The organism is Alkalihalobacillus sp. R86527 (genome assembly GCF_042466185.1).
Lineage (GTDB): Bacteria > Bacillota > Bacilli > Bacillales > Guptibacillaceae > Guptibacillus.
Map to the genome: position 1 here is coordinate 473,731 of NZ_JAXHBW010000001.1, position 22,184 is coordinate 495,914.

Below are 22,184 nucleotides of genomic sequence, written 5' to 3' on the forward strand. Positions count from 1 at the left end.
GCTTTCTATAAAGTAATAAATTCAAATGAGTGCAGAATACTAGTCTATATTATACGTCCAATAAAAACACAAAGTAAATACCTTCCAAAAAATAAAAAAACATAGACAAATCCGGCAAATATGGTAAAGTTAAACAGTTGTTTTTGTGATTCCTACCTTGAGGGGGTTTTTGTGGAAAATTTCAAAAAACGACAGCGAAATATGCTACTCTATTAGACAAGTGCAAATTTTGAAAGGGGAGCATCATATGATCGATATTCACTCACATATTCTGCCAGGAATCGACGATGGAGCAAAAACAATAGAAGATAGTTTAGCAATGGCTAGACAGGCTAGTGATCAGGGCATTACAAAAATTGTAGCCAGCCCACACCACCGAAATGGCGCCTTCGAAAATGAAAGACTATCTATATTGAAAGAAGTAGACTTATTGAATACGACGTTACAGCAAGAAGGGATCGACATCGAGATCTTACCAGGTCAAGAAAACCGGATCTATGGTGAATTGATTGAGGACATTCATGGTGAAGAATTGTTAACCGTAAATGAGACTGGAATCTACATGTTGATAGAATTCCCATCGAGCCACCTACCTCGCTATGCAAATAAGCTGCTGTTTGATCTACAAGTAAATGGCTTCATCCCGATCATTGTCCACCCAGAACGAAATCGAGAAATTATGGAGAATCCAGATCGCCTTTATAAGCTAATAAAAGAAGGCGCCTTAAGTCAACTTACTGGATCAAGTGTCACAGGGAAAATGGGCAAGAAGATTCAAAAGTTCTCGATGGATTTAATCTATCATAATCTTGCTCACTTTGTTGCATCTGATGCTCATAACGTCACGAACAGGCCTTTTGACCTAAGGACTGCAATGGAAGCAGTGGAACGAGAATTCGACATGTCGACGCGGTATATGCTACAAGAAAATGCTGTAGAAATGATTGAAGGAAAAATGGTAACGAAAGAACTACCAGAAGAAATCAAACGAAAGAAATTCCTAGGCTTATTTTAAGAAGAGACAACAAAGAAAGTTGATAAGATAAAACTTTCGACATGAAAATTAAAAAAACGGTAATGGAAACCCTTTCTCCGACAGTATTCGACAAAATCACATGAGTAATTCGTACTAATACTAATTTCGTGGGGGTGGAGATTGAAATTCCACCTAAAATTCGAGTGTTTTCTGTGTTATAGTGGAATCTGTACTGGAAAAAGTTACTCATAATGAAAAATAAAAGAAAACTAAAATCTTTATATTTTGCTGGAGGCATCTAATGGAAGAAACAATCAGCTTAAAGGAAATATTCGAAGTTTTAAAAAAACGACTCTCTCTTATTCTACTCATCACGTTAGTTGCGACAGCGACTAGTGGAATCGTCTCTTATTTCCTACTAACCCCGATCTACCAAACATCTACTCAAATTCTAGTAAACCAAAAAGCAAATTCTGAAAGCGGTTTTGACTATAACCAAGTAAGAACGAACGTTGAACTGATTAATACATATAACGTCATCATAAAGAGTCCAACCATTCTTGATCAGGTAGTAGAGGACCTTGATTTAGACATGTCGACGAGTGCATTGAACGAGAAAATTTCTGTGAGTAATTCCCAGAATTCTCAAGTCGTTGCAGTGGTTGTACAAGATCCAGACCCGGCATTAGCAGTGAAAATAGCAAATACAACAGCAAGCGTGTTCGAAAAAGAAATCAGTTCGATCATGAACGTTGATAACGTTAGTATTCTATCAAAAGCAAATTTTGAAGGAACACCATCTCCAGTTAATCCAAAACCAGTGCTTAATATGGCAATCGCCTTAGTCGTAGGGTTGATGGTAGGTGTTGGACTCGCGTTTCTACTTGAATTCCTTGATAACACGATTAAAGATGAAGATGATATCGAAAACGTACTTGGGTTACCTGTCCTTGGAACGATTGCAGTCATCAATGATAAAGAAGTAATGGGGTCACGTACAGATAAATCTAAGAAGTCGATGAGAGGTGAAACCGTTGAGTCGTAAAAATAGAAAGTCGATTACAGTTGCTAAAGAAAGAAGTCTATTAACTCATCAAAATCCTAAATCTCCAATTGCGGAGCAATACAAAACGATTCGTACAAATATTCAATTTGCAGCGATAGAGGAAGACATGCGTAGCATTATGATTTCATCTTCAGGCCCAATGGAAGGGAAATCGACTACCATTGCTAACCTTGGAGTGGTAATGGCGCAACAGGGTAAAAAAGTTCTTATCGTAGATGCCGATTTAAGAAAGCCAACGGTTCATTATACGTTCCGTACGATGAACACGAGAGGGATCACAAACGTCTTAACGAGACAAGCAGAATTAAAAGAAGTTACATATGAGACTGAGGTTCCTAATCTAGAGGTATTAACAAGCGGACCAATACCTCCTAACCCTTCAGAATTACTAGGGTCAAAGGCAATGGATAAATTGATTGAAGAAGCACTAACTATTTATGATCTTATATTGTTCGATTGCCCTCCAATTCTTGCGGTGGCAGATTCTCAAATTATTGCGAACAAGGTACAGGGTACTGTGCTTGTCGTAAGTAGTGAGACGACTGAGAAAGAAGCAGCAGTAAAAGCGAAAGAACGGTTAGAGAGTGCTAGTAGTAAATTACTAGGCGTCGTGTTGAATAGGAAGAAGATGAAAGAAGGTAGCTACTACTATTACTATGCACAAAAGTAGTAGATGATCTTAAGGTATCCTTCATTACTAGTTTTAAGATAAAGATTTTATAAAAAGAACGGAGAGTGAGTGAATGACGTATCGCAAACGCTTATCATACTTAATTGTGGTAGATTCACTGATTGTCGCTTTCGCTATTTTCCTTAGTAGCTTTCTGTTGCATTATAATGCATTGCTTACATCGGCTCCATTAGTGGCAAGCTCAATCGTATTACTTCTTGGCCATCATTTTTTCTCATACTATTACAAACTATATAAACGAGCATGGCAATATGCGAGCATAGGTGAACTTGTCGTTATCTTCAAAATCGTAACGTTTTCAGTTCTTGTCGCTGCTGTAGCTCAATTTATTTTGTTACAAGATGTCTACTTCCGAGCTCTATTTATCTCCTGGATGCTTCATATGCTATTGATAGGTGGCTCACGATTTTCTTGGCGTATTTTGCGTGACAACTACATAAACCCTAAGAGTAAGAAAAAGCGTGTATTAGTTGTAGGGGCAGGATCAGCAGGAATGATGATCGTACGTCAATTAAGACAGAGTGCTGATTCGGACCTTAATCCAGTCGGATTTATTGATGACGATGTAAAGAAACATCAATTAGAGATTATGGGAGTACCGGTTCTAGGGTCAACTACTGAAATCACAAAGTATGTAAAAGAAATGGAAGCTGACAATATCGTCATTGCTATCCCTTCCCTATCGAAAAAAGAGTTAAACCGAATTTACGTGGAATGTTCGAAAACGAAAGCTAAGACACAAATCATTCCTATGATAGAAGATCTTATGGTAGGTAATGTTTCTATCAGTAACTTTAGAGATGTAAAGGTAGAGGATCTTTTAGGTAGAGAACCTGTTCAACTGGATACAGATAATATTGCAGAAACTATTACTGGAAAAACGGTGCTAGTAACTGGTGCTGGTGGATCGATCGGTTCTGAAATTTGTCGTCAGGTTAGTAAGTTCAAACCAGATCAAGTCGTTTTACTCGGTCATGGGGAGAACAGCATTTATACCATTGAGATGGAACTCAAAAATACGTATGGTGATACGATTATGTTTATACCGGTAATTGCAGATGTACAAGATCGTGAAAGACTTGGTGAAGTGATGAACCAACACCGTCCAAATGTGGTTTATCATGCAGCTGCTCATAAACACGTTCCATTAATGGAAGCAAACCCGCACGAGTCTGTGAAGAATAACGTGATTGGTACAAAAAACGTTGCAGAAGCATCAAGTGAAGCCAATGTAGATACCTTCGTAATGATTTCTACTGATAAAGCTGTAAATCCAACGAGCGTCATGGGCGCTACAAAACGCCTTGCCGAAATGATTGTCCAGCAAATGGATACGATTAGTGCTACGCGATTTGTGGCTGTTCGTTTTGGTAATGTACTAGGAAGTCGCGGAAGTGTAATCCCACTCTTTAAGAAGCAAATTCAATCAGGTGGACCAGTTACAGTGACGCATCCAGATATGGTTCGGTTCTTCATGACCATCCCAGAAGCATCGAGACTTGTCATTCAGGCTGGGGCCATGGCTAGAGGCGGAGAGATATTTGTGCTTGATATGGGAGAGCCGGTTAAGATTGTCGATCTTGCAGAGAACTTGATTAAACTTTCTGGTTACTCAGTTGATGAGATTGGGATTAAGTTTGCTGGTGTGAGACCTGGTGAGAAGTTGTATGAAGAGCTTCTTGGGAAAGATGAGGTTCATGATGAGCAGGTTTATCCTAAGATTTATGTTGGGAAGTCGGTTAATGCGGATTTGAGCGTTGTGAGTGACTTTGTCCGCAGGTTTGAGGATATGGATAAGCTAGGAGTTAGAGAGAGGGCTTTAGACATTGCGCATAATCGAGTTAGTTCTGGTGAACAGTTAGTGTATGCCAAGTAAATCGACACTAATTTAAATAGCCTTAATAAGTTAAGGTACTGAGTGACATTTCATTCCTCAGTACCTCTAACTATGATGTTTTTAGGGGATTATTAGTTAGTTGGAAGAAAAGGAATCATATATTCAGTTAAGTACTAAACAACTAAAAGTTATGTAATCATACATAGAAATGAATAGACTACATCATGGAAGGATGTACTTAGCAATGGGACAACGAATTTTTCTTTCATCTCCTCATATGAGTGATGAAGGATATGAACTGCAATATGTGAATGAAGCTTTTGAAACAAACTGGATCGCACCGCTTGGAACAAATGTAAATGAATTCGAGAATGAGCTTGCTTTGAAAGTAGCATCTAAATCGGCAGTGGCTTTAACGTCAGGGACTGCGGCGATTCACCTAGCTTTAATAGCAGCTGGAGTAGAAGACGACGACGTTGTTTTCTGTCCAACCCTCACGTTCTCAGCTACAGCGAATCCAATTATTTATCAACATGCGACTCCTGTGTTTATTGATAGTAACGAAGAAACATGGAACATTTGCCCGAAGGCGTTGGAAGAAGCTTTTACGAAATATCCTGAAGTTAAAGCTGTTATTGTTGTCCATCTTTATGGACTATCAGCAGATATGGATCAAATCGTAGCACTTTGTCAAAAACATAACGTAACACTTATTGAAGATGCTGCGGAAAGCCTTGGGACTTATTACAAAGGTCAGCATACGGGAACATTTGGTGATTACGGCATTTTTTCTTTTAATGGAAATAAAATCATCACTACTTCCGGTGGTGGAATGCTCGTTTCGAATAATGAAGAGAAAATTTCAAAAGCGAGATTCTGGGCTACGCAATCTAGAGACACGGCGAGACACTATCAGCATAGTGAACTAGGATTTAACTACCGAATGAGTAATGTAGTTGCTGGGATTGGTAGGGGGCAGCTTAAGGTTTTGAATCAGCGTGTTGAAAAAAAACGTGCAATCTATGAATTTTATAAAAAGGAACTTGGCGAGCTAGAAGGTATAGAATTTATGCCAGCAAATGAATGGGATTACGCCAACCACTGGTTAAGTGCGATGACATTGAACGGAAATGTTCGACCACTTGATGTGATGGAAGCTTTGGAAGGCGAGAATATTGAGTCTCGGCCGATTTGGAAGCCGATGCATTTGCAACCATTTTTTGAGAAGTATGATTTTGTTGGGACGGATGTTAGTGAGCGGTTGTTTGAGAATGGAGTTTGTTTACCGTCGGATACGAAGATGACGGATGGGGATTTGAAGAGAATTGTTGATGTTGTAAAGGGGTTGTGGTGAGGAAGATGCATAAGTCTAATAATGGGATCTACCAAAATTACATAAAAAGGCTTATGGATATCCTCTTATCTCTTATTGCGATTATAGCTCTTAGTGTTGTGTTTATCGTCGTTGGTCTTTTAGTTAGGTTCAAGCTAGGTAGTCCAGTTCTTTTTACACAAAATAGACCTGGAATGAATGAAAAAGTATTTAAAATGTATAAGTTTAGAACGATGACAGATGAGAGAGACAGTAATGGCGAGTTACTTCCAGATCACGTACGACTTACTAAGTTTGGTAAGTTTCTAAGATCTACTTCACTTGATGAGTTACCAGAGCTATTTAACATTTTCAAAGGTGATATGTCGGTTGTTGGGCCGAGGCCTCTACTGATTCAATACCTTGAATTATATAACGAACATCAGAAAAGACGTCATGAAGTTCGACCAGGACTTTCTGGGTTAGCTCAGGTTAATGGACGAAATGCGATTAGTTGGGAAGAAAAGTTTAATCTTGATGTGAAGTATGCTGAGAGAGTTAGCTTTGTAGAAGATTGGAAGATCATTCTCTTAACGATTAAAAAGGTTAGTGTTAGAGAAGGGATTAGTTCGAACTCCTCTGAAACGATGGAGCCTTTTAAAGGGAATAAAAAGGATGAGTGAACATTTGAGAGAGCGACTTATTATCATTGGTGCGAGTGGACATGGAAGAGTAATAGCTGACATTGCTTTGAAAATGAATAAGTGGAAAGAGATTGCTTTTTTAGATGATGAGAAGGGTAAGTCCTCGCTTGGGTTTGATGTTATTGGAAAGTCAAAGGATTTTAAAAACTATATTGATAACTCAGAAATTATAGTTGGTATTGGTAATAATGAAGTTCGACAGAAGATACAGAGTGAGTTAGAGGTATTAGGTGCTAGTATACCTGTGTTAATTCATCCTAATGCTGTGATTGGGGAAGAAGTTGAGGTGGGTGCTGGTACGGTGGTAATGGCTGGAGTTGTGATTAATTGTTCTACTAGGATAGGTAGAGGATGCATAATAAATACTAGTGCTTCGGTTGATCATGATAATTTTATTGAGGATTTTGTGCATGTTTCGCCAGGGGTTCGGTTGGCTGGTACGGTGAAGATTGGGCGGGGGACATGGTTAGGAATCGGGAGTGTTGTTAGCAATAATATAAGAGTTGTTAAGGACTGCAAAATAGGAGCAGGTTCAGTGGTGATTAAAGATATAATTAAAACCGGGACTTATGTAGGGGGACCGGTGAGGAGAGTTTAAAGTATGAATGTCTTATTTTTAACACTTCTAGATTTTTCAACAATTGAAGAACGTGGAATATATAGTGATTTAATGAGAGAGTTTGTAAAAAATAAACACAATGTATATATCGTTTCTCCTACAGAAAAGAGAAATCAACAACAAACCAAGTTGCTAGAAAAAGGGAATTATAAAATACTTAAATTACAAATTGGTAATATCCAAAAAACCAATATGATGGAAAAAGGCCTTTCAACTCTCAAATTGGAGTCTAAATTTAAAAAAGGTATAAAAAAATACTTTTCTGAAGTAAAATTTGACCTTGTAATCTATTCTACTCCACCAATAACACTGCAAAAAGCAGTTTCGTATGTAAAAAAAAGAGACGATGCAAAAAGTTATTTATTGTTAAAAGATATTTTCCCACAAAATGCTGTAGATATTGGTATTTTGAAAAAGTCAGGTAGTAAAGGTGTTCTATACAAGTATTTTAGATCTAAAGAAAAATCCCTCTATAAGGTATCAGATTATATTGGTTGTATGTCAGAGGCAAATGTTGATTACTTATTAAAAAACAACTCTAAACTATCACCGGAAAATTTAGAGGTATGTCCTAATAGTATAGAACCTCAACCAATCGAAAGGGATGAAAGAAAGATAGCAGCTATTAAGCAAAAGTACAACATTCCTTTAGATAAGATAGCCTTTATATATGGTGGTAATCTCGGTAAACCACAGGGGATAGATTTTTTAATTGAATGTATAAGATCCAATAGAGAAAATAATAACATCTATTTTGTAATAGCTGGATCTGGGACGGAGTATACAAAACTCAGCTCCTTTTTTGAAGCTGAAAAACCTATTAATGCAAAGTTGTTTTCTCAATTACCAAAAGATGATTATGAGATTCTCGCTAGCTCGTGTGATGTAGGATTAATCTTTCTAGATAAAAGGTTTACGATACCAAATTTCCCATCAAGACTTCTATCTTATATGCAAGCTTCAATGCCTGTTTTGGCAGCGACGGATATCAATACAGACATTGGAAAGGTTATTGAAAAAGGGAACTTTGGCAAATGGTGCGAAAGCGGCAATGTTATTGAGTTTAACAAAGCAGTGAAAGAGTTATGTATCAAATCTAATAGAGAAAAGATGGCTGAAAATTCAAGAGGATATTTAGAAGGGAATTTTACGGCTGAACACTCATATACGATAATAATGCGTCATTTTAAATAAGTACAGCAGAGGTGTATAAATGTTTAAAAATAAAACGTTACTTATAACAGGTGGAACTGGTTCTTTTGGTAATGCTGTAATGGAAAGATTTCTTGATACAAATATCAAGGAAATAAGAATTTTTTCGCGTGATGAGAAAAAACAGGATGATATGCGTAAGCGTTATAAGAATGAAAAGCTTAAATTTTATATTGGAGATGTTCGTGATTTGGCGAGTGTTAAAAATGCTATGCATGGTGTAGATTATGTATTTCATGCTGCAGCATTAAAACAAGTTCCTTCTTGCGAATTTTTCCCAATGGAAGCAGTAAAGACGAATGTCGTAGGGACTGATAACGTTCTAACTGGAGCTATAGAAATTGGAATAGAAAAAGTAATTTGTTTGTCCACTGATAAAGCTGCCTATCCAATAAACGCTATGGGCATATCCAAAGCTATGATGGAGAAAGTATTTGTATCTAAGGCAAAGACAATAGATCCGGACAGAACTCTTATCTGTGGAACGCGATACGGAAATGTTATGGCTTCAAGAGGATCTGTCATTCCTTTATTTATTGATCAGATCAAAAAAGGACAGCCGTTGTCTGTTACAGATCCATATATGACAAGATTCTTAATGAGCTTAGAAGAAGCGGTAGAATTAGTTGTTTTCGCATTTAATAATGCTGAAGCTGGAGATATTATGGTTCAAAAAGCACCCGCTTCTACTATTGGTGACTTGGCGCAAGCTTTAAAAGAATTATTTGACTCAGAGAGTGAAATAAAAGTGATTGGTACACGGCATGGAGAAAAGCAATATGAAACGCTACTTACTAGAGAAGAACATGTCGTGGCAGAAGATATGGGTGGCTTTTATAGAGTGCCTGCTGATAAGAGAGATTTAAACTATGAAAAGTATTTTGAAGAAGGCGATCAAAAATTATCTTCCGAAGAAGAATATAATTCTCATAACACTGAAAGATTAAACATTGATCAAATTAAGGAGAGACTTCTAACGTTAGATTACGTTAATCAAGAGTTGAAAGGTTGGGTATACGTATGAAGATTTTAGTTACGGGGGCAAATGGATTTATCGGTAAAAATCTAATAGCTGAACTTCGAAACCGAAACTATAATGATATTTTGGAATACACAAGGGATACTGAACAATCTCTTTTAAATAAATATTGCAAAGAAGCAGATTTTGTTTTCCATCTTGCAGGCATTAATCGACCGAAAGAACAAGCTGAATTTATGGAAGGGAATTATGAATTCACTTCAACTCTACTAGCTACTTTAAAAGAGAATGATAATGCATGTCCAGTTATGCTGGCATCTTCAATCCAAGCTGAAAAAGATAATCCTTATGGTAACAGTAAGAAAGCTGGAGAGGATGTACTCTTTGAATATAGTAAAGAAACGGGAGCTAAAATACTAGTTTATCGTTTCCCGAATATTTTCGGAAAATGGTGTAAGCCAAATTATAATAGTGCTGTAGCAACATTCTGTCATAATATTGCTCGGGATTTACCTATTCAAGTTAATGACCCAAGCGTAAAAATAAATTTAGCTTATATTGATGATGTATTAGAAGAGCTAATAAATGCATTAGAGGGGAACGAAAACTCTAAAGGCAACTATTGCGCAGTGTCTAGGGTTCATAGTACTTCTTTAGGATATCTTGTAGATTTAATTCAGTCATTCAGAAATAGTCGAGAAGAACGTTCAATTCCTGATAAGGCAAATGGATTAACTAAAAAGTTATATAGTACATATCTAAGCTATTTACCTGAAAATAGTTTCAGTTATGATCTTAAAATGAATGTCGATCAAAGAGGCTCTTTCACAGAATTTCTTAAGACTCCAGACAGAGGGCAAGTATCTATAAATGTATCTAAACCAGGAATTACAAAAGGCAATCACTGGCACCATACTAAGAATGAAAAATTTCTAGTAGTGAGTGGTACAGGTGTTATCCGTTTTAGGAAGATTGATACGGATAAAGTTATTGAATACTTTGTTAGTGGAGACAAGATGGAAGTAGTAGATATTCCTACTGGTTATACTCATAATATTGAGAATCTCGGTGAAGGTGATATGGTCACAATCATGTGGGCGAATGAACTCTTTAACCCTGAGAAGCCTGACACATATTACTTGGAGGTTTAATTTGTGAAAAAATTAAAAGTAATGACAGTTATCGGAACTAGACCAGAAATTATCAGATTGTCTGCTGTGATTAATAAATTAGAAGAATCAGAAGCCATTGAACATATTCTTGTGCACACAGGACAAAATTATGATTATGAACTTAATGAAGTGTTTTTTAATGATTTTAATCTAAAAAAGCCAGACTACTTCCTTAATGCAGCTACTGGAAGTGCAGTAGAAACCATTGGCAACATACTAGTCAAGATTGATCCTATTATGGCAGAAGTTAAACCCGATTCTTTCTTAATACTTGGAGATACAAATAGTTGTTTATGTGCAATTGCTGCCAAAAGAAGACATATTCCTATTTTTCATATGGAAGCGGGAAACAGATGTTTTGATCAAAGAGTTCCAGAAGAAACGAATCGAAAAATTGTTGATCATACAGCTGATATCAATTTAACTTATAGTGATATTGCAAGAGAATATCTATTAAGAGAAGGTATACCTGCTGATAGAATTATAAAGACGGGTAGTCCGATGTTTGAAGTTCTTAACTCTAGAAAAAATGATATCGATAAATCAGAAGTGCTAGAAAGGTTAGAACTAGAAGAAGGAGAATATTTTGTAGTCTCAGTCCATAGAGAAGAAAATATTAACTCGGAAATTAATTTCCTAAATATAGTTGATAGCCTAAATTCTATCGCGGAAAAGTATAAGATACCTGTAATTGTTAGTACTCATCCTCGAACTAGAAATATGATTAATGCTAAGGGTGTGCACTTTAATTCGATGATAAAAACTGTAAATCCTTTAGGTTTTAATGATTATGTCAGACTTCAGCTTAAAGCAAAAGCTGTACTTAGTGATAGTGGGACTATCAGTGAGGAATCTTCAATTTTAGGTTTTAAAGCTTTAAATATCAGAGAGGTCCATGAAAGGCCAGAAGCTATGGAGGAATCTTCAGTGATTATGGTAGGGCTAAGAAAAGAAAGAATATTACAAGGACTTAAGGTTTTAGAGGTACAAAAAAATGATACTTTAAGACATGTCGAAGATTATACTATGTCTAATGTATCGGAAAAAGTATTAAGGATTATTATATCCTACACCGACTATGTGAATAGAGTTGTTTGGGGGAAATAGCATGGGAAAAAAAGTTCTAATTATGGCTGGCTATTATGTTCCAAGTATAAAAGGTGGTGGACCAATACAATCAATTAAGAATTTAGTAGATAATTTTTCAACGAAGGTGGACTTTTATATAGTAGCAGCAGATAGAGATTTAGGTGATGATAAACCCTTTAGAAATATTGAAACCAATAAATGGGTTAAAGTTGGCAATGCAAATGTTTATTATACTGATATATCAAAACTGACATGGAAAAAAACAATAAGTATATTTAATAGTGTCGAGTATGATGTTATATATTTAAATAGTTTTTTCTCCTATAAATCCAGCACAATTCCCATATTATTGAGGAAATTGAAAAAAATATCTAGTAAACCAATTATTTTAGCACCAAGGGGGCAGTTTTCGCCAGGTGCTCTTGGGTTAAAAAACAAAAGAAAAACTATATATTTAAATGTAACAAAAGCTTTAAGGTTTTATAAAGGTATAATATGGCATGCTACTGCTGAAAGCGAAAAAAAAGATATAGAGTCAGTATTTGGGTCTGAAGAAAAAATTACTGTTGCAAATAATTTAACTGCAAACTATGAGGAACTAAACTTTGATAAAACCCTTGATAAAATAAAGGGTGAACTCAAATTAGTGTTTATTTCAAGAGTTCATCCGAAAAAAAACTTGAAAAAAGCGATAGAGTTTTTAAAAGAAATTGAAGGAATTGTTGAGTTTAACATATTTGGTCCTTTGGAAGATAAAGCATATTGGTTCCAATGCGAAAAAATAATTAAAGAGTTACCTACAAACATAAAAGTTTCTTATCAAGGATTATTAGATCATGATGATATAATAGATGTGTTTAGAGAACATCATTTTTTTATTTTCCCCACTTTAGGTGAAAATTTTGGACATGTGATTTCTGAAGCATTAATTGGAGGATGCCCTGTTATTATCAGTGATCAAACTCCTTGGAGAGGGTTGGAAGAAGAAGGAATTGGATGGGATATTAATCTTTCTGCTGAAAATAAATTTGTTGAAGTACTACAGCAATGTGTGAACTACAATCACTCTGAATATAAGAATATGTCACTAAAATCTTTTGATTATGGAAAATTAAAATCAAATACCGATAATAAACTAAACGCTTATGAAAATCTTCTAAGTATCCCTTTGCCAAGCAATCAAGATGTTGAATCGTAATATCATAATTCATATATACTACCTTCAAAATAAAGAGGGAACATTTATAAGTTAGGAATTTAAAATTAGGGGATGTAAAAATGGGAGATCAATTTAAAGTAATTGTTGCACACCCTGCTCAACAACATTCTTTCAGGACAGCAGAGGCATTGAAAAATTCAGGCTATTTATTTAAGTATATTACAACTGTTTATCAAAAACAAAACACATTAACATCTATGATTACCAAGGTTCTCAAAGGGGATAATTTAAAAAGAGCAAATAGTCGTAGAAGTAAAAAACTAGAGGATAATGAAGTGATTCAATTCTGTGAAATAGAAAGTCTGATTTTGCTTTTATTACAACGTATTGATAAAAGTAAGCTCTTATACTCGCGATGGAATCAGATTATAGTCAAGTTATTTAATAAGAAACTAGTAAAATATGCAATTAAAAACAATGTTGATGCTATCATAATGTTCGATACTGTAGCGGGTTCAGCAGTTGAACTATTGAATAAAAGAGCTCCAAATATGACAAAGATTATTGATATGTCTGCACCTAACCTTTCATATATGGAAAAAATATTTAAGGAAGATATAAATAGAAGTAATAACAATGAATGTGTCGCATTAAAAAATGAGTTAAACTCACCTTTATATAAAAAAATCTTGAAAAACAGTAGGACTGAAATTAAGCTTGCTGACTACTTTTTGGTTGCTTCTACCTTTAGTGAACGGTCATTGCTTTACGATAACATTAACCGAAGTAAAATTTTCAAATGTCCTTATGGAATAGAAAATGAACAAAATTTCTATAAAGAAATAAATAAAAAAGATAATGAAAAATTAAAATGTGTGTACGTTGGTAGGGTTACACAAAAGAAGGGCGCTAATCACTTATTTAATGCAATCAGTAGACTTAATTTAAATGATTTTTCATTTAAATTTTTAGGATCTTATAATGATAAAAATCTCTATTACAATTTTTATAAAGAATTATGCGATTTTGAAGGGCATGTTACAAAAGATAAAGTAATGGATATATATAGTAATTCTGATATATTAGTTTTTCCTTCATTAGCAGATGGATTTGGATTGTCAGTTTTAGAGGCATTAGCTTGTGGAGTACCTGTAATATGTTCAAGCAATGCAGGAGCAAGCGATTTGATAATTAATGGCTACAACGGATTTGTCATAACTAGTGGGAGTACTCAAGAGATTATTGAAAAATTACAATGGTTCAATACAAACAGGGATAAGTTATCTGCAATGAGTAAAAATGCTAGTGAAACTGCTCAAAGATATACATGGGGACAATATAATAAGAATATTGGTAATGCGATGAAGCAAATTATGGAGTGCGAATTTGATTAAGAAAATCAAGGGAATTTATTATAATATTTTGGTGATGTTATATGATATTGAATATTAATAAAATAAAATTTTGGATTTTACTTAATTCATTAAATATATATTTAGTGCTTTATGTCGCCAAAGTTTATCAACTACCTTTCGCAAATGACAATATACGTTTAATCACCACAATAATTTTATGTACCTTTGCTTTTTTTGGTATTTTTGAAATGGTTTTTATAAAACAGGAACTAAGCAAAGTCTATTCTGTGTTTTTAGGATATTTCATATTTATTTTTTGTATGAATATATATTTAGGTCAATTTAATTTAACAGATTTAATGACCAGTTTATTTTTTCCAATAATATTCTTGAGTAGCTATGCTATTTTTAAAAAAAATAGAAGCATAGATATTATAGGCGAAATTAAAAAAAACCAGTTCATAATGTTGTTAGTATATTTTATTTTGTATTCATTTGTAAGATTAGTTGCAAATGTAGATTATGGGATGGTAACCAATTCTATTTATTATCAAGTTTTACTTTTTCCATTTTTATTACTTATTAGGAAGTCTAGTATTAGGAATATAGGAATCATGCTGGTTATAACATCTATCTTATTTTCTATGAAAAGAGCAGCATTTATTGCAATTGTAGTAGCATTATTAGTGTATTTAATTACACAAAATAGTAGTTCCATTAAGAAACAATTTAGCAAAACAAGAAAGGCCATTACACTAGCAGTTCTAATGATAATAATCTATATTGTAAATATATTCATTTCCTTATTTAATGATACTAATATTTTCAATAGGTTTGAGTCTATAACTGATGACGGCGGATCAGGTAGATTAGAAATATTAAGCATAATGATATATCAAATTAAAACAAGTGGATTTTATGATGTTATCTTTGGGCATGGTGTTTTTACTTCTTCAGAAGTTACAGGTGGGTTTGCATCTCATAATGACTTTGTAGAAATGCTATGGAGCTATGGTATAGGTGGCTTATTTATATACTTATTTATTTATGGATATTTAATTCACCTTGCTATAAAGTTTATTAGAAATAAATATAGATACTCAGCAGTTTTTAATGCATCTATTAGTCTTTTTTTTGTTCTTTCTTTATTTAGTCAATTAATATTTATACCTACTTACATTGGTTATTTATGTCTATTTTGGAGTTTTATTATTTCTGATTATGAAAAGGGTTTTAATAAGGAGGAAGTTATATGAAGTGTGGGATACTAACTTTTCATCGAGCACAAAATTTTGGTGCTATACTTCAAGCGTACGCTTTACAACAAAGTGTGGAGAAGTTGGGAGCGGAATGTGAGGTAATTGATTATAGAAGTCCACATATTGAAAAATATTACCAACCTATTACGCTTAAAACATTACCAAGCATAAAAAAGATGGCAGCTATTGTAATAAAAAACGGTAGAGTTAAAAACAACCGAGATAATTTTGATCTTTTCACAAATAATCATCTAAAAACTAGTTCAATAATATATGAAGATAAAGGACAGTTAGAGAATAGCAAGGAACGTTATGACAAATTTATCACCGGAAGTGATCAGGTTTGGAGTTATCTAACTGCTGGATTTGACAAAAGTTATTTTTTGGATTTTGTTGATAAAAAAGAAAAAAAGCATTCCTATGCAGCTAGTTTCGGTGTGGAGAGCATACCAACTGAATACAAAAAAGAGTATACTGATATGCTTAAGGATTTTGAGAATATTTCATTGCGGGAAGAACAAGGAGCACAAATTCTTAATGAATTGCTAAGTATAGACCCCCTTGTTGTATTAGATCCTACTATGCTTTTAAATAAGACTGAATGGTCTGAAATTAGTCATGAAACTTCAGAAGACCAAGAGTATTTATTGCTTTATGTTATTGCGGAGTCTAAAAGCATACTTTCTTTAGCAAAGGAAATAGCCAAAAAAAGAGACCTGAAAATAATATATATTAATGATCGTTTATATAAAAGATCTGGGATGGAGAATAGAAGTAAAATTAGTGTTGATGAGTGGATTGCTCTTTTCTTAAATGCCAATTGTATTGTCACAAATTCATTCCATGGCGTTGCATTCTCGATTAATTTCCAGAAAGATTTCTTTATGCAATACTTACCTGAACCGGCTAAAGTAAACTCAAGGCTAGAGAACATTCTTAATAAATTTGAACTTAACGCTAGGCATATAACAGATATTTATAATTTTGATAAAGTTGAAGACATTAACTATTCTCAGGTTCATAAAATATTAGAATCTGAAAGGTCGATAGCATTGGACTATCTATCAGAAGTGATTGAAATTCCTAAAAATAACAAGAAAAGTATATAATTGAAATTAGTGGATATTTCAGGATGAAATATCCACTAATTAATAAGTAATCGATGGGCAGATTAATAATTCTAAAAATTCATAATGAAAATGATGTCTGATAAATATAACCTTAAATTGTTATTGTTCAAATCGAGTTTGAATAAAAGGAGTACAAAGATGTATATTTTATACAAGATAAAAGGTCTCGTTAAAAAGGGTGAATATGTTGATGTTATAAAGAGGAATGTATATAAACTTATTAGCAACTTCACAGAAAGAGAAATGCAGAAGTTCAATAGTTTATTAGAATCTCATAGATATAGTGAAGCTGTAGAAGTGGGAAAAAAAATGGTTATAAATAAGCGAAATGATAGTGCTTTTCTAAAAAAAATGGCGTTTTGTAGTTTTTATGCAGAAAGATATAAAGATGCAAGGAATTATATGGAAAGTTGCTTAGTTTTAAATACTGGGAGAAATGTTAATGAAATTGTAGATATCGTCAGTAATAATATATTTTCAAGTTTAGAGCGAGTTAAGTCAAATTATATCTATCTTGGAGGGCATTCCAATCTAGGTTTTATTGAACATAACTATACTGATGAAGCAGGTATATCTTATATTTTTATTACGAAAATAGTTTGTGATAAAAATACTAATAGAATAAATAGAGAGCAGTTTTTTTACTCGGAAATTTGTAGAGAGTTTCCTCAATTAACGCATGTAGCTCCGAAAGCAATTGGCTTTTCAAACATAAGTAATAATGGGATTACACTTCTAACCTATGAAAAAATCTCTGGGCATAAACCCAATAATAGTAATCTAACTGAAATATTAAAAATTAATAATATAATAGAAACAATATCTTATGAGAAAGCTAAAAAATTTATTGATAAAAAATTATTGAATAATGATAAATATGTTGCCAGGTTAGTCCATAAAAAAATAATTAACATGGAAATTTTTAGTGAAATTAACCATGTATTAAAAAGAACAAATGGTTCTGAAGAAACTTCATTATTGATTAACAGACTTAAAAATGCAATTTTCGAAAAAAAATTGTATAAAAAACTCAACCCTGCTATACATTATAGCTTTTGTCATAATGATTTCCACAAAAATAACATTTTAGCTTCACATGATTATATCAATAAAAGTTACGTATTTGACTGGAATAATTATAGTATCGCTTTAAAAGGCTGGGACATGGCGTATTATTTTGGTAATTTTGAGTTTACATTTAATGAAATTCTTGAAAAGTATATCGTCACTTCCCTTCAATATGAAAATAATGAAGATGAAAGTATCGCTAGAATATTTTTTGTCTTTATTCTTATCTATATTTGGATACATAGATTGAGGGGGGTAAGTAGTAAAGATAAAAATTCTCAATACTTTCGCCCGGCAATCGAATTTGTTGAAGAATTAGTTGATACATTATAGAGCTTTGTATGAAATACAATTAGCTTGAAATAAAAAGACAAAAGTTACAACAGATTAGGCGGAGGATAAATTTGTCACAATCAAAAAAAGCGATGAAATCTATTTTATTGATTATCATTATTTCGCTTGGTGGGAAGTTGTTAGGGTTAATAAGGGAAATGTTAATTGCTGCAAAATATGGAGCAGGAGCTCAGACTGATGCTTTTTTTATTGCGTTAACTGCTGTCACACTTGCAACTGCATTGCTTATGCAAGCTATTAATACAACAATGATTCCTATTTTATCAGAGATCGAAACGAAAGATGGAAGAAAGGGCAAAGTAAAACTCACAAATAACATTTTCAATATAGTATTTTTATTATCATTTATTATTGTAATATTTGGATGGATACTATCACCATATATTATTAAGGTCTTAGCTTTGGGCTTTGAAGGGGAACAGTATAAATTAACAGTATTACTAACGAGAATAGGATTTACAAGTATTATATTTGCCGGTATTGTAGGTGTATTTAGAGGGTATCTCCAAAGTGAACAAAAATTTACAGAAACATCTATATCCGAATGGGCAATTAATATTACTTATATTATTTTCTTGCTTTTTATGTCAAAAATGTTTGGCATAAAAGGATTAATGGTAGCAAGTGTGATTGCGGTTGGGGCTCAATTAATAGTACAAAATTTCGGTTTAAAAAAGACTGGGTTTCGGTATAAGTTCACTATTGATCTAAAAGATAAATATGTACGAAGAATTTTTTACCTTATTTCTCCCGTTCTTATTAGTGTTGCAGTTAGTCATGTGAATAAAATTGCTGATAAGACTTTAGCTTCGACATTAATAAATGGTAGTATTTCTGCACTTGATTACTCCAGTAGGTTAAACCTAATGGTGCTAGGTGTTTTCATAACAGCCATTACAACAGTTATATTTCCAATATTATCGAAGGAAGCAAATAAAATTAACTACCATGGGCTAAAAAAGATAATAAGACATGGGATCAACTCGATTTTATTAATAACTATACCTGCTACTGTAGTAATGGTAGTGTTAGCTGGTCCGATAGTTAGTATAATTTTTGAAAGAGGAGCTTTTGATTCAAATGCAACTGATATGACTGCTGGGGCATTGGTATTTTACTCTTTAGGGCTAAGTGGCATGGCAACGAGATTATTTTTAGTGAAAGTTTTTTATTCATTACAAGATACAAGGACACCTATGACTAACAGCTTTATAGTGATGTTATTAAATATCTTTTTAAACTTGATATTAATTAATTCTATGCAACACGAAGGAATTGCATTTGCTACGTCGATTTCGGTGACAGTAATTACTTTTTTACTTTTATTTAGCCTAACAAAAAAAATTGGGTCGTTAGGAATTGGAAATCTTATAAGTTGTATAATGAAGTGTATAATTGCAGCCTCAGTGATGGGGATAGTAATTCACTTTTTATATTATTTATTAATAGATACTTTTTTAAATATGTACTCTATGAACATTTTAGCAATGATAATATCCTTAATCGTTGGTAGTGTAATTTACTTAATAATAATATATTTTCTAAAAGTAGAAGAACTAAAATGGCTTTTAAGTCTAATTAAAAAAGAACGATAGAAATAATGAATTCTAGTTTGTATTCAGTTATTTTTATTAAAATTAATGTTAAGTAAGTTGTTATAAAAAAAATCGAGGTGAATGTAACATGAAAAAAACTCTTAAAAGGGTTTTGAAGCTAATTGCAAAAAAACTAGGGGTATCACGTAGAATTCAAGGTATACCTAAAAAGGATGTTCAACTTTTTATTGATAAACTAGATAAAGAAAATATTGAATATATTGTTCTGAGATGGTTTGAAACCTTGCCTGAAATCAAAGATGGGGAAGATATTGATATATTGGTTGCTGATAAAGATCTATATAAGATTCAAAAACTTTTGAAGAAGGGCAAGCATAATAATAATAAATTTATTAAGTGTGACATATATCCTGAATCAAGTCAGAAACGTCATATGGCTTATTATCCTCCTATTCTAGCAAAACGTCTACTTAAAAGTAGGAAAAAACATGAATCTGGAGCTTGGATTCCAAACCCAGAGCAATATTTCTTTTCCTTGTCATACCATGTATTATTTCATAAGGGCTTTAAATCTGGATTGAGATCCAATTATCTTTCAGTGCAAGAGACATATCCCGAACATGATTATGAAAACTATTTAAAGGTATTAGCAGAACAATTAAATATTGGTGATTTTGAAATGACAATGGAGTCTTTAGAAGAAATTCTTAATGAATATGACTGGCTTCCTCCATTAGATATTTATTTTCGTAGATCTAAAAAAAATAATTGGGTATATAAAAGAGCATTATCCCATGTTGAGGATGGTTGGAGATGGCAAAAAGGTACTGCAGTTTTTATTATTCGGGAAAAAGGAAATTATCCAAATTTAATTAATAAAACTATGGAACTATTAAATACTAAGGGTGTTACTAATATAGATATGATTGATTTGACAATAGATGAATCTTTCTATTTCTCAAAGCACACAAGAGGTGGTGATTGGGGGAGAGGACCTGCTGAGGTTAGTGGAGGCTTGCCTAAGCTTGCCCTCATCGCTAGGTTAGAAAAAGATTTTAACATACAAAATAATAAGGAAGAAATACCAAGTGGTACTGTAGAATATAGTTGGGTGAAAGATATCAAGAATGAAGTAAGAGAAGAGCATATAAGAAATGTTAAAAGAAGAGATAGGTGTAATATCATTCATTCTTCTGATAATGGAGTAGAAGCAGCTTATTATATTGACTTACTTACTAAGATAACATCAACAAGGGGAGAAGATATCAAAAAGCAAATTAAATCTCAATAAGATGAGAAAAATCACAAATTGGCTTTTGAAGCAATGAAAACAGAAAGGCATAATTTATTGGATTTTATTGTTAATAAATTGTATTTTATTTGAATGGGCAAATTGATTTTAAAAGGGTGATTATTATGAAAATAACAATTGCAGGAACGGGTTATGTTGGTTTGTCCAACGCAATCTTATTAGCACAGCATAACGAAGTAACAGCTTTGGATATTATTCAAGAAAAAGTTAATATGATAAATAACAATAGTTCTCCAATTGTTGACAGTGAGATAGAAGACTTTTTAGCAAACCAAGAACTGAATTTAACTGCAACCACTGACAATTATAAAGCTTTTAAAGATGCTGAATATGTCATAATTGCTACTCCAACTAATTATGATCCTGAAAAAAACTACTTTAATACCCGAACAGTAGAAGCGGTTATTGCAAGCGTTTTGTCTATTAATCCTGAAGCGGTAATGGTAATTAAATCAACAGTTCCGGTAGGATATACAGAAAAGATCAAAGAAAAGTTTGAATGTGATAATATTATTTTTTCTCCTGAGTTTTTAAGAGAAGGTCAGGCATTATTTGATAACTTGTACCCATCTAGAATTGTTATTGGGGAGAAATCTGAAAGAGCTAAAGTGTTTGCTAATTTATTAATAGAAGGTGCCTATAAAGAGGAGATTAATGTTTTGTTCACGAATTCAGCCGAAGCTGAGGCTGTTAAACTCTTTGCTAATACATACCTTGCAATGAGAGTGGCTTTCTTTAACGAACTTGACTCGTATGCAGAAGTAAGAGGATTAGACTCAAAACAAATTATCGATGGGGTTGGGCTAGATCCACGAATAGGAAATCATTACAATAACCCTTCTTTTGGCTATGGAGGTTATTGCCTACCTAAAGACACGAAGCAGCTATTGGCTAACTATGCAGATGTTCCAAATAATATTATGGCATCAATAGTGGATGCAAATAGAACACGGAAAGATCATGTTGCAGATATGATTATTAAGAGAAACCCCAAAATAGTAGGTATATATAGACTTACTATGAAAATGGATTCAGATAACTTTAGGCAATCGGCTATACAAGGTGTTATGAAGCGCATTAAAGCAAAAGGTATAGAAGTAGTTGTATATGAGCCAGCTTTAACTGAAGAAATTTTCTTTAATTCAAGAGTTATTAATAATTTCGAAGAGTTTAAAGCAATCTCAGATGTTATAGTTGCTAATAGATTTTCAACAGAATTAAGAGAAATACAAAATAAGGTTTACACAAGAGATTTGTTTAGTAGAGATTAATTAAGAATTTGGGTAATTGGAAGTGAAGTAGAGATCTGAGACAAGGGACAGAGGGACAGGTTC

The 22,184-nt window shown here is 33.3% G+C and carries 19 protein-coding genes; all 19 read left to right on the forward strand.

The features are described from left to right. Positions 1-247: 247 nt before the first annotated feature. The 19 genes from SJY16_RS02520 to SJY16_RS02610 all read left to right on the forward strand — a co-directional run bounded on the left by SJY16_RS02520 (position 248) and on the right by SJY16_RS02610 (position 22,121). A complete protein-coding gene (locus SJY16_RS02520; protein ID WP_377887491.1) occupies positions 248-1,015 on the forward strand; it encodes a tyrosine-protein phosphatase in 768 nt (255 codons plus the stop codon). A gap of 262 nt (positions 1,016-1,277) precedes the next feature. Then, the gene (locus tag SJY16_RS02525; protein WP_377887492.1) at positions 1,278-2,021 is read left to right on the forward strand and encodes a YveK family protein; all 744 of its coding nucleotides are present in this window, start codon (positions 1,278-1,280) and stop codon (positions 2,019-2,021) included. Continuing rightward, complete coding sequence (locus tag SJY16_RS02530; protein WP_377887493.1) at positions 2,011-2,712, forward strand: CpsD/CapB family tyrosine-protein kinase; 702 nt, start codon at positions 2,011-2,013, stop codon at positions 2,710-2,712. The genes SJY16_RS02525 and SJY16_RS02530 overlap by 11 nt, the downstream gene beginning before the upstream one ends. 73 nt (positions 2,713-2,785) lie before the next feature. Next, positions 2,786-4,609 carry a polysaccharide biosynthesis protein gene (locus SJY16_RS02535; RefSeq protein WP_377887494.1) on the forward strand — a complete coding sequence of 608 codons (1,824 nt, stop codon included), beginning with the start codon at positions 2,786-2,788 and terminating at the stop codon, positions 4,607-4,609. 205 nt (positions 4,610-4,814) lie between these two features. Continuing rightward, positions 4,815-5,924, forward strand: a complete 1,110-nt coding sequence (locus tag SJY16_RS02540) for a DegT/DnrJ/EryC1/StrS family aminotransferase (RefSeq protein ID WP_377887495.1) — start codon at positions 4,815-4,817, stop codon at positions 5,922-5,924. 5 nt (positions 5,925-5,929) lie between these two features. Then, positions 5,930-6,565, forward strand: a complete 636-nt coding sequence (locus SJY16_RS02545) for a sugar transferase (RefSeq protein ID WP_377892030.1) — start codon at positions 5,930-5,932, stop codon at positions 6,563-6,565. A 4-nt stretch (positions 6,566-6,569) separates the two neighbouring features. Beyond that, on the forward strand, positions 6,570-7,184 hold the full coding sequence (locus tag SJY16_RS02550; RefSeq protein ID WP_377892032.1) for an acetyltransferase: 615 nt from the start codon (positions 6,570-6,572) through the stop codon (positions 7,182-7,184). 3 nt (positions 7,185-7,187) lie between these two features. Next, entirely contained in the window at positions 7,188-8,399 is a 1,212-nt protein-coding gene (locus SJY16_RS02555) for a glycosyltransferase family 4 protein (RefSeq protein ID WP_377887496.1), read from the forward strand. Positions 8,400-8,418: 19 nt separating this feature from the next. Then, complete coding sequence (locus SJY16_RS02560; RefSeq protein ID WP_377887498.1) at positions 8,419-9,441, forward strand: polysaccharide biosynthesis protein; 1,023 nt, start codon at positions 8,419-8,421, stop codon at positions 9,439-9,441. Then, positions 9,438-10,547 carry a capsular polysaccharide biosynthesis protein CapF gene (locus SJY16_RS02565; RefSeq protein ID WP_377887499.1) on the forward strand — a complete coding sequence of 370 codons (1,110 nt, stop codon included), beginning with the start codon at positions 9,438-9,440 and terminating at the stop codon, positions 10,545-10,547. Before SJY16_RS02560 ends, SJY16_RS02565 begins: the two co-directional genes overlap by 4 nt. A gap of 3 nt (positions 10,548-10,550) precedes the next feature. Then, positions 10,551-11,675: a non-hydrolyzing UDP-N-acetylglucosamine 2-epimerase gene (wecB, locus tag SJY16_RS02570; RefSeq protein ID WP_377887500.1), complete on the forward strand. Its 1,125-nt coding sequence runs from the start codon at positions 10,551-10,553 to the stop codon at positions 11,673-11,675. Between the two features lies 1 nt (position 11,676). Continuing rightward, positions 11,677-12,855, forward strand: coding sequence for a glycosyltransferase (locus SJY16_RS02575; protein WP_377887501.1), 1,179 nt, complete (start codon positions 11,677-11,679; stop codon positions 12,853-12,855). Between the two features lie 80 nt (positions 12,856-12,935). Beyond that, a complete protein-coding gene (locus tag SJY16_RS02580) occupies positions 12,936-14,210 on the forward strand; it encodes a glycosyltransferase family 4 protein (RefSeq protein ID WP_377887502.1) in 1,275 nt (424 codons plus the stop codon). 41 nt (positions 14,211-14,251) lie between these two features. Beyond that, positions 14,252-15,427, forward strand: coding sequence for an O-antigen ligase family protein (locus tag SJY16_RS02585; RefSeq protein ID WP_377887503.1), 1,176 nt, complete (start codon positions 14,252-14,254; stop codon positions 15,425-15,427). After that, positions 15,424-16,539, forward strand: coding sequence for a polysaccharide pyruvyl transferase family protein (locus SJY16_RS02590; protein WP_377887504.1), 1,116 nt, complete (start codon positions 15,424-15,426; stop codon positions 16,537-16,539). The genes SJY16_RS02585 and SJY16_RS02590 overlap by 4 nt, the downstream gene beginning before the upstream one ends. A 159-nt stretch (positions 16,540-16,698) precedes the next feature. Then, positions 16,699-17,961: a phosphotransferase family protein gene (locus SJY16_RS02595; RefSeq protein ID WP_377887505.1), complete on the forward strand. Its 1,263-nt coding sequence runs from the start codon at positions 16,699-16,701 to the stop codon at positions 17,959-17,961. Between the two features lie 71 nt (positions 17,962-18,032). Further along, positions 18,033-19,577: a murein biosynthesis integral membrane protein MurJ gene (gene murJ / locus SJY16_RS02600; RefSeq protein ID WP_377887506.1), complete on the forward strand. Its 1,545-nt coding sequence runs from the start codon at positions 18,033-18,035 to the stop codon at positions 19,575-19,577. 88 nt (positions 19,578-19,665) lie between these two features. Further along, a complete protein-coding gene (locus SJY16_RS02605; RefSeq protein WP_377887508.1) occupies positions 19,666-20,829 on the forward strand; it encodes a hypothetical protein in 1,164 nt (387 codons plus the stop codon). A 125-nt stretch (positions 20,830-20,954) separates the two neighbouring features. Continuing rightward, entirely contained in the window at positions 20,955-22,121 is a 1,167-nt protein-coding gene (locus SJY16_RS02610; RefSeq protein ID WP_377887509.1) for a nucleotide sugar dehydrogenase, read from the forward strand. The last annotated feature ends 63 nt before the right edge of the window (positions 22,122-22,184 follow it).

Bases quoted from the DNA above. Each gene is read 5' to 3' on its own strand.
- SJY16_RS02520 (WP_377887491.1), top strand. From the start codon at position 248: ATGATCGATATTCACTCACATATTCTGCCAGGAATCGACGATGGAGCA.
- SJY16_RS02525 (WP_377887492.1), top strand. From the start codon at position 1,278: ATGGAAGAAACAATCAGCTTAAAGGAAATATTCGAAGTTTTAAAAAAA.
- SJY16_RS02535 (WP_377887494.1), top strand. From the start codon at position 2,786: ATGACGTATCGCAAACGCTTATCATACTTAATTGTGGTAGATTCACTG.
- SJY16_RS02540 (WP_377887495.1), top strand. From the start codon at position 4,815: ATGGGACAACGAATTTTTCTTTCATCTCCTCATATGAGTGATGAAGGA.
- SJY16_RS02545 (WP_377892030.1), top strand. From the start codon at position 5,930: ATGCATAAGTCTAATAATGGGATCTACCAAAATTACATAAAAAGGCTT.
- SJY16_RS02555 (WP_377887496.1), top strand. From the start codon at position 7,188: ATGAATGTCTTATTTTTAACACTTCTAGATTTTTCAACAATTGAAGAA.
- SJY16_RS02560 (WP_377887498.1), top strand. From the start codon at position 8,419: ATGTTTAAAAATAAAACGTTACTTATAACAGGTGGAACTGGTTCTTTT.
- SJY16_RS02565 (WP_377887499.1), top strand. From the start codon at position 9,438: ATGAAGATTTTAGTTACGGGGGCAAATGGATTTATCGGTAAAAATCTA.
- SJY16_RS02575 (WP_377887501.1), top strand. From the start codon at position 11,677: ATGGGAAAAAAAGTTCTAATTATGGCTGGCTATTATGTTCCAAGTATA.
- SJY16_RS02580 (WP_377887502.1), top strand. From the start codon at position 12,936: ATGGGAGATCAATTTAAAGTAATTGTTGCACACCCTGCTCAACAACAT.
- SJY16_RS02585 (WP_377887503.1), top strand. From the start codon at position 14,252: ATGATATTGAATATTAATAAAATAAAATTTTGGATTTTACTTAATTCA.
- SJY16_RS02590 (WP_377887504.1), top strand. From the start codon at position 15,424: ATGAAGTGTGGGATACTAACTTTTCATCGAGCACAAAATTTTGGTGCT.
- SJY16_RS02595 (WP_377887505.1), top strand. From the start codon at position 16,699: ATGTATATTTTATACAAGATAAAAGGTCTCGTTAAAAAGGGTGAATAT.
- SJY16_RS02605 (WP_377887508.1), top strand. From the start codon at position 19,666: ATGAAAAAAACTCTTAAAAGGGTTTTGAAGCTAATTGCAAAAAAACTA.
- SJY16_RS02610 (WP_377887509.1), top strand. From the start codon at position 20,955: ATGAAAATAACAATTGCAGGAACGGGTTATGTTGGTTTGTCCAACGCA.